Annotated in this window: 6 protein-coding genes and 2 pseudogenes; 4 read left to right on the plus strand and 4 right to left on the minus strand. The window is 67.7% G+C overall.

All coding sequences use genetic code 11. From position 1 onward, the window contains the following. Nucleotides 1-103 precede the first annotated feature (103 nt). Nucleotides 104-3337: an RHS repeat-associated core domain-containing protein gene (locus ABTX62_RS33315; protein WP_502998060.1), complete on the plus strand. Its 3234-nt coding sequence runs from the start codon at nt 104-106 to the stop codon at nt 3335-3337. Between the two features lie 22 nt (nt 3338-3359). Next, on the plus strand, nt 3360-3602 hold the full coding sequence (locus ABTX62_RS33320) for a hypothetical protein (protein WP_352119667.1): 243 nt from the start codon (nt 3360-3362) through the stop codon (nt 3600-3602). Between the two features lie 275 nt (nt 3603-3877). On the opposite strand, the pseudogene ABTX62_RS33325 reads toward ABTX62_RS33320, so the two are convergent. The 3 genes and pseudogenes from ABTX62_RS33325 to ABTX62_RS33335 form a co-directional block, all read right to left on the minus strand. Continuing rightward, a pseudogene (locus ABTX62_RS33325) lies at nt 3878-4861 on the minus strand (integrase core domain-containing protein). Between the two features lie 47 nt (nt 4862-4908). Continuing rightward, nucleotides 4909-5463, minus strand: a complete 555-nt coding sequence (locus ABTX62_RS33330; RefSeq protein WP_352119668.1) for an esterase/lipase family protein — start codon at nt 5461-5463, stop codon at nt 4909-4911. A gap of 464 nt (nt 5464-5927) precedes the next feature. After that, a complete protein-coding gene (locus ABTX62_RS33335; RefSeq protein WP_352119669.1) occupies nt 5928-6518 on the minus strand; it encodes a TetR/AcrR family transcriptional regulator in 591 nt (196 codons plus the stop codon). A gap of 150 nt (nt 6519-6668) precedes the next feature. Between ABTX62_RS33335 and ABTX62_RS33340 the strand changes: the two genes are divergently transcribed. Together ABTX62_RS33340 and ABTX62_RS33345 are read left to right on the plus strand one after the other, a co-directional pair. Beyond that, a complete protein-coding gene (locus ABTX62_RS33340) occupies nt 6669-7688 on the plus strand; it encodes an aldo/keto reductase (protein ID WP_352119670.1) in 1020 nt (339 codons plus the stop codon). 232 nt (nt 7689-7920) lie between these two features. Further along, a complete protein-coding gene (locus ABTX62_RS33345; RefSeq protein WP_352119673.1) occupies nt 7921-8763 on the plus strand; it encodes an IS5 family transposase in 843 nt (280 codons plus the stop codon). A gap of 24 nt (nt 8764-8787) precedes the next feature. Here the strand turns inward: ABTX62_RS33345 and ABTX62_RS33350 are convergent. Further along, nucleotides 8788-8882 (minus strand): annotated as a pseudogene (locus ABTX62_RS33350) (IS5/IS1182 family transposase); the annotation flags it as partial.

The following is an 8882-nucleotide window of genomic DNA, read 5'->3' on the forward strand; positions in this document are numbered from 1 at the left end:
CACCGCCGACACCTCACCCCCCCCCCCACCCCGCCGGCCCCCCCCCCCCCGCCCCGCCCCCCCCCCCCCGGCACCGGGTCTGGCGGCTGCTCCGAAGCCGGAGCTGCCGGAGCCGGAGAGTCCGTGGACGAAGCCGACCAAGGTGGAAGCTCCCGCCACGCCGGCCGGGTCGGTCAAGGCACCGGACTCGGAGGCCGAGGCCAAGCCGTCCGCCGAAGTCGCAGCCTGGCGGGCAGCGCAGAAGACCCGCGCGGCCAGCGGGAACGCCAAGAATTCCGCATCCCGCCCGGCGACCGCAGCCGAGGCCACACCGTTTGTTCCCGAGGGTCAGGGCGGGGTTCCCTGGCACCGGATTGTCGACACGCGCCTGAACGATGCGCTGGTGGCGCGGGTGAACGTCTCCAACGGCAACCTGATGCTCGCCGCGACGGACTTCGACATCGCCGGCGTGGGACAGAAGCTGCAATTGACCCGGACGTATAACTCCCTTGAAGCGCCCTGGGGAAAGGTCTCGCAGCGCTGGTGGCAGGCGTACGAGCGCTACCTCCAGTTCGGTGACGGTGAGGTGGTCTTCTACGACGCCACGGGCGATGCCCTGCGGTTCAAGGAGACGTCCACCGGCGGCTACACCACGCCGACGGGCTACTCCAAGGACCTGAAGAAGAACGCGGACGGCACCTACACCCTCACCGACCGCAAGTCGGGCACGAAGGACACCTACGACGAGCACGGCACGCTGACAAAGGTCACGGACAAGAACGACGGCACGGTCACTGTCGACCAGCACGACGAGGGCAGTGAGCACAAGGGCTTCAAGCTGACCGAGACCCGCTCGGGCCGCTGGGTCGACCTGGTGAAGACGAACCCCGGCCAGTGGCAGGCCAAGGACCACACGGGCCGCACGGCCGTGTTCGACCTGGATCCGGCGGGCAACCTGGCGAAGGTCGCCGACACCGACGGCGAGGCCACCGCCTACGCGTACGACTCCTCACGCCGCCTGACCAAGGTGACCACCCCCGAAGGCACCGTCACGCTGTTCACCTACGACGCCCACAACCGCATCAGGTCCCTGCAGCGCGCCACGGAGTCCTCCGGCGGCGGTCACACGGGTCCGACCTGGCGCTACGACTACACGGCCGCGACCCCCTCCGACGCGGGCACCACGACGGTCACCGACCCCGACGGCGACGCCACGAAGTACCTGCACAACGCGGACGGCGAGGTCACCAAGGTCACCGATGCCCTGGGCCACTCCCGCCACGCCAAGTACACGGGCCACCTGGTGCAGAGCGCGATCGACGCGATGGGGACGGGCGCGGACGGCACCGGCGGCAACACCACCACCTACGGCTGGGACGGCCGCAACAACGCCCTCTCTCAGAAGCTCCCGCTCGGTGCGACGGCCTCCGTGACGGCCTACCAGACCGTCGCCGGCACCGACCTGCCGAACGATTTCACCTCCGCGGACGGCCGCAAGGACACCTTCAAGTACGACACCAACGGCAACACCATGTCGGTGACCACCTCCGGCACCGCAGGCGGCACCCGCGAGTACACCTACAACAAGGACACCCCGACCTGCGGCGGCTTCGAGGGCCAGCGCTGCACCGCCAAGGACGCAAACGGCAAGGTCACCTCCTTCGCCTACGACGCCAAGGGCAACCTCAAGAAGGTCACCCCACCCGCCCCGCTGGGCACGACGACCTACACCTACGACGCGCTCGGCCGGGTGGAGACCGTCACCGACGAACGCGGCATCAAGACGGTCTACGGCTACGACAACCGCGACCGCGTGACGAAGGTGTCCTCCACCAACGCCACGGTCACCTACTCCTACGACGGCGACGGCAACGTCAGATCCCGCACCGACGCCTCCGGCACCGCAGGCTGGACCTACGACAAGCTCAACCGCGAAAGCGTCCGCACCCTGCAAAACGGCGCCCAGACCGCGCTGGCATACACCCCGGGCGGTGAGGTCGACCACTACACCGACCCGACCGGAAAGACCGACTACACCTGGGACAAGGCCGGCCGCTTGGACTACCTGATCGCCCCGGACGGCAAGAAGACCGACTTCGACTACAACAACAACGACAAGCGCACCAAGACCGTCTACCCCGGCGGCACGACGCAGTCGGTGACGATCGACAAGAACGGCCGCCCCGAGGCCATCAAGACCACCTCCGGTTCGACCACACTGATCGACCTGACCTACAGCTACAAGAGCACCGCGGGCAAGGACACCACCAAGATTCGCACCCGCACCGACAGCCTCACCAAGTACAAGACCACCTACGACTACGACTCCCAGGACCGCCTGCGCTACGCCCTGGAAGCCGACTCCGCGGGCGCGCGGAAGGCGTCGTGGCTGTACTGCTGGGACAAGGCCGGCAACCTCACCAGCCAGGACGGCAGCAAGAACGCCTGCCCGGGCGGCACCACCTACACCTACGACGACGCCTCCGAACTGACCGGCAAGAACGGTTCCACCACGGGCTGGTCCTACGACAAGCTCGGCAACGAGACGGCAGGTGCGAGCACCACGGCCCGTACGAGCGAGACGTGGACGGACTACAGCCAGCTCTCCGGCATCACCGCGGGCGCCAAGAGCTACGACCTGGTCCACGCGGGCACGGACAACTCCGAGCGCACGAAGTTGGGTTCGACGTGGTTCCACCACACCACGCTTGGTCTGGCGTCCACGACGACGAACGGCGTGGACACCGGATTCATCCGCGAACCGGCGGGCACGTTGAACTCCATGACGACTGGGGGCAAGTCCTACTACTACCTCACCGACGCCACCGGCAACGTCCTCGGCCTCGTCGACGACACGGGCAAGCGCACCCACACCTACGCCTACGGCCCCACGGGCCTGCCCCGCGGCACCACCACCGAGGCAGCCCCCCAGCCCCATCGCTACGCGGGCACGTATCTGGACCCCACGGGCCTGTACAAGATGGGCCACCGCTACTACGACCCCACCCTCGGCCGCTTCACCCAGCCGGACCCGTCGGGGCAGGAGACCAACCCGTACCTCTACGCCGGCGGGGACCCCATCAATAACAGTGACCCTACCGGTCTGTTTGGCCTTCCCGACCTCGGAAGCGCCATAGGTGGTGCCGTGGCAGGCCTTGCTGCCGCGACCGTCGTAGCAGCCGCCTGTGCAGGAACGGCAGGAGTCGGCTGTGTCGCCGCAGGGGCAATAACGGGGGCGCTCTGGGGCGGTGCTGGTGCAGGACTAGGGGCAGTAGTTGCTGGAGGGAACGCCGAGGATTCCGAGAACGCAGTCCTCGGTGCCGTGGTCGGCGGCCTCATCGGCGGAGCGAAGGTGTGACAGCGAGGAAAAGGAGATCCTTGTGCCCGAGGCCAACAAAAGGAGACCCGCACAGGCCAACGACAAGCCGCCGTTTGCCTGGAAACGCGGCCTGCTCTTCGCAATGGTCGGCGCAGGCCTCGGCACGGTACTGAGCCTGCTCTTCGGCTACATCGGAAGCCCATGGCAAGGAGCGCTGGTACTAGGTGGCATCGGCGCCGTTGTCGGAGTGGTGCAGCCGCCGCTCAACCGAGCGGTACGGAGAGCGATGTATGGGGATGAGTGATCTCCCTTCACGCGCACAAGTCCACCGCCCTTTGTAGTGGAGCCCACTCCCGAAGGGAGCCCCGGGTGCTGACGGCGTCTCGCGCCGTCAGCACCCGGGGCAATGACCTGCGACGACCTGCCACGGCGGCGAGGTCAGGGGGACGTCGGTGCATGGGGGAGAGGCCGATGCGGGGATGGCCTGGGGCGAGATGAGGGCTGCCGCTATGACCTTTGCACTCACACGGGCGGCGCATCCAGCAAAGCTGTCCTTGCCGGAAAGCTCGTCCGCCCAGGTCACGCGGCATGTTCGTACTCGTGGAGGATTTCGCCGAGGCGGTCGCGTCGTCGTATGTCGAGGCGGGTTATCTGCTCTGGGTCCGTGATCGGTCCGGGCAAGGGGTGCAGTGGCCGGGTGTTCGCGATGCCCTGATGCGGCCTGTGGGAGTTGTAGAAGTCCTCGAACTCTCGCAGGGCGTGGAGGAGGTGGCGCTGGTTCCAGATCAGCGTGCGGTCCAGGAGCTCGCGCCGGCAGGTCTGCACCCACCGTTCCATGATCGAGTTCATGCGCGGCATGCGGATCCCGCTGAGCACGACCTTGAGGCCCGCGTCCTTCAAGACACCGTCGAACAACTCGGGGAACTTGCCGTCCCGGTCCCGGATCAGGAAGCGAGCCCGGCAGCCGGCGTCCTACAGGTCCATGACGAGATTCCTCGCGGCCTGGACCACCCAGGCCGCATCCGGCTGCGCGGTAGCGCGCAGGACCCGGACCCGGCGGTTGGCGTGTTCGATCACCGCGAACACGTACAGTCGCGCCCCGGTCAGGGTGACCGTCTCGAAGAAGTCGCAGGCCACAAGGGTGTCGGCCTGGGAGCGCAGGAAGCCGGCCCATGTGCTGGAACTCCGTTCGGGCGCAGGATCGATTCCGGCCTCCTTCAGGATCTGCCATACCGTGGAAGCGGCCACCTCGATCCCCAGCACGAGCAGTTCGCCGTGCACTCTGCGGTAGCCCCAATCGGGATTCTCCCGGGCCAGGCGCAGCACCAGGACGCGGATGGAGCGCACGGTGCGGGGCCGGCCCGGGCGGCCCGGCCGGGAACGGGCCGCGTGCCGGCGCGCGAGCAGGTCGCGGTGCCAGCGCAGCACCGTGTCCGGGCGCACCAGCAGCCGCACCTGACGCAGCACACCGCGCGGGAGACGGTGCAGCAGCGCGGCCAGGAACGCCCGGTCGCCCGGGGCGAACCGTGCTCTCTCCTTGCCGAGTTGCGGTTCCAGCACCATGAGCTGATGGCGCAGGGCGAGGATCTCGATGTCCTTGCCATGGTCGCTCACAGATAGCGGGGCAGGAGGTCCGCCAGTCCCTGCCACTGCCGGACGACCTCGACCGGCCGGGTGATGTGGAAGGGGCCGACCGGCACACCGTTGGCCATCACCTCCAGTGCCTTCGGTGCGCCCCGATGTGGTGTGCCCAAGGTGATGATGCCGCGGCACCAAGGGGCGCCGCCGAGTACGCCGACCCAATAGCGTGCCACCAGGCCGCCCATCGAGTGCGCGATGATGACGACTCGGCGCCTGCGGTCCTCGTCGGGCCAGAGGTGCGCCAGGCGTGGTTGCAGCTCGCGATCCAGCGTCTCCGCGGCCTCAACGACTCCCACGCGGAAGTCGTAGCCCACGGCGACCACGTTGGCGTCGAGGTCCGGTTCGGGCGCCGTTCCGTCGTCGACCAGTGCTCCCGGTCGCTTGCCCAGCCTTGCCAGGAGACGGTCGTATCCCTGAACCACCGTCCACAGCCCGAAGGCCTTTCTGGTCTTGACGAGTCCGGCAGGGGCGAGCCGAGGGAACTGCGCGACGCTCAGTTGCTGCGGGTCCCGCAGAAGATCCACGTCTGCCGCCCGCGCACCCCACACCGGCTCACCCGTCGGGCGCCCTCGGCGGCCAGCCACCGCGAGCACTGTTCCCCCGAGTCCCGGCAGCACGACGACCAGGTGATCACAAGCCCTCAACTAAGAGGTCGCACAGATAGGCAGGTTGGGGAGTCCCTGGCGACAAGGCGGACACCGGTCCTGGTGATCACGAAGTTGCGACGCTCTGTGATCACTGGGCAGACCTGCGCACGTGCTGCCGTCATGCTCGAGTCTGAGCCCAGGTGGTGGCCGGTTTCAGCTGAGGGTTTCGCCGTCGTCGATGGTGATGTATCTGGCCGGTGACGTAGTTGTTGACCATGGGGAAGAGGGCCGCGGCGGCGGCTTCCTCGGTGGTGCCGAAGGTGACCGAGGGGAGCGGTCGATCCGGGGTGGCGGCGATCGCGCGACCTCCTAGCAGAGCCGCACGCGCGAGGTCGCCGAGGTCAGTGGTGTGGTCGGCGTAGCCCTGCGATGAGCAGTTCGGTCATGCGGCGTGCGTCGTAGCGGGGATCGCTGTCCGCGCCGATGCAGAGGTTACCGACGCCACGCATGAGCTGATACGCGTCGATGTCGGGGCGGATCTCGCCGGCGACGGCTGCGGCTTCGAGCAGTTCGGTGCAGACGGGTAGGAGACGGTCGAGGAAGTAGGCATGCAGCGCCTCGAAGCCGGCGTTGTCGGCCTGCAGCACAGAGGCGAGTCCGTGTTTGGCCACCAGGAAATCGACGAAGAGGTTGATCCACTTCCCTAGGGCTGTGTGTGGAGAACTAGTCGCCAAGAGGGCCGGACCGGCATCGGCGCAGGCGTCGACTTGATGCCGGTAGACGCCGATGATGAGGTCCGCTCGCGTCGGGAAGTGGCGGTAGATCGTCCCCAGCCCGACGCCCGCCTTGGCCGCGATGTCGCGTACCGGCGCGTCCACGCCTGACGTGACGAAGACCGCGGCGGCCGCATCGAGCAGGGTTTCCTTGTTACGTCGGGCGTCCTTCCGCCCAGACGGGGCCGCCTGTCCTGCGCCCTCGCCGCTGTCGCTCACCACGCGTTCCTTCCACTCACCGCTTGCAAAAACGGAACCATGTTCCGTATTGTTTCGGAACGATGTTCCGTTTTGCTCATAATGCCAGAGCAGGAACCCGGTAACCAAGCCATGTAATGCACCACGCTTCCCCCATGAGGAGACACGGTCATGCAGTACCGCACCTTGGGCCGCACCGGTGTGCAGGTCAGCACCCTCGCGCTCGGCGCGATGAACTTCGGAAAGATCGGGCGCACCACCCAGAACGAGGTCACCGCCATCGTCGACGCCGCGCTGGAGGCGGGGATCAACCTGATCGACACTGCCGACGTGTACAGCGGCGGCGAGTCGGAGGAGATGGTCGGCAAGGCCATCGCCGGGCGCCGCGACGACATTGTGCTGGCCACGAAAGCGACCATGCCGATGGGCGACGAGCGCAACCGCCAGGGCAGTTCGCGCCGCTGGCTGGTCACCGCGCTGGAGGACAGCCTGCGTCGGCTCGGCGTCGACCACGTCGACCTCTACCAGATCCACCGGTGGGATCCGAACACCAGCGACGAGGAGACCCTGTCAACGTTGACCGACCTGCAGCGCGAGGGAAAGATCCGCTACTTCGGCTCCTCGACCTTTCCCGCCTACCGCATCGTGCAAGCCCAGTGGGCCGCCCACGAGCACCACTTGAGCCGTTACGTCACCGAACAGCCCAGCTACTCGATCCTGCAACGCGGCGTCGAGACCCATGTGCTGCCCGTGACAGAGCAGTACGGGCTCGGCGTCCTGGTATGGAGCCCACTGGCCTCGGGCTGGCTGTCGGGCGCGATCCGCGAGGGCAGGGACATCACCACCAGCCGCTCAACGTTCATGCCGCAACGCTTCGACACCACCACTCCCTCCAACCGGGCCAGGCTCGACGCCGTCGAGCAACTGGCCGGAGTCGCCGACGACGCCGGCCTGACGATGATCCAGCTCGCACTCGGCTTCGTGACCGCGCACCCCGGCGTGACCAGCGCGCTCATCGGCCCCCGGACGCCGGACCACCTGCACTCGCAGCTCGCCGCCGCAGATACCAAGCTCCCCACCGACGTACTCGACGCGATCGACGCCATCGTCGCCCCCGGCGCCGACCTCGCCGCACACGAGAAGAACGACACCCCGCCCGCGCTGCTCGACCCGTCCCTGCGGCGACGCTGATCGTCCCAGCGACAGCCTCCATCCTCTGGCGCGACATCACGAAGCTGCAGCAGTAGACGGCGGTAGCACATTCCGCTTCGTAGTCTGCCTATGGGGACTTCCATCACCTGGCGGCCCATCAATAATCCGCCGCACTCACGCAGACAGGCGGCGTGGGAAGTCCCCGGCGACAAGGCGGGCCCAGGACCCGGTGATCATGGAGTTGCGACGCTCTGTGATCACTGGGGGACCTGTGCCCGTGCTTCCATCATGGCTGACTGACCCGCTCTGGGACCAATTCGCGGCGTTCTTGCCTGAGCGCCCTACGGTCGATCCGTCCCACCCGCTGGGGTGCCACCGCCGCCGCATCAGCGACCGGATCGTGTTCGACAAGCTGTTGCAGCTTCTGCGATTCGGCTGCTCCTACCAGGCGATCTCCGACACGACCTGCTCGGCGACCACCATCCGCAACCGCCGCGACGAGTGGATCCGGCTCGGCATCTTCGCCCGGCTCAAACAGATCATGCTGGAGTCCTACGACCGGATCGTCGGGCTCGTGCTCGACCAGATCGCCATCGACGGCTCCATCACCAAGGCCCCCGGCGGCGGCGAGGTCGCCGGGCCCTCACCGGTCGATCGCGGCAAGCAGGGCTTGAAACGCTCAGGCATGACAGATGGTTACGGGATCCCGCTCTGCCGGGTCCTGGCCCGGGCGAACCGCCACGACTCACCGCTTCTCGCGCCGACCCTGGACCTACTGGACGACCTCGGGCCGCTGCCCGACGACATCACAGTCCATCTGGACGCCGGCTACGACTCGGACATTAGCCGCACCGAACTCGCCGCCCGCAACCTGCACGGCCGCATCGCGCACAAGGGTGAGAAGGCGCCGAACCAGGCGAGCCAGCGGTGGCATGTCGAGCGCACGCACGCCTGGCAGAATGCCTTCCATCGCCTTGCCCGCTGCTACGAGCGCCGTGCGACCGTCGTCAACGCCTTCTTCGACCTCGCGGACACGATCATCACCATCCGTAGCCTGATCCGCCGAGCCTGGACCACCCACCGCTGGGACGACCGCCCCAAGCGACGCCCATGAGCGCCCGCCTATCTGCGGGAGCTCTAACGTGCGGGGTTTACGCCTGGGCCGGCCCCGCTTGTCCCGCACCGGCCCAAGGCTGTCGACCAGCGGCAGCAGCTGGGTGACATCGTGGCGGT

Origin of the sequence: Streptomyces sp. NPDC096046 (assembly GCF_040303285.1) — a bacterium.
Lineage (GTDB): Bacteria > Actinomycetota > Actinomycetes > Streptomycetales > Streptomycetaceae > Streptomyces.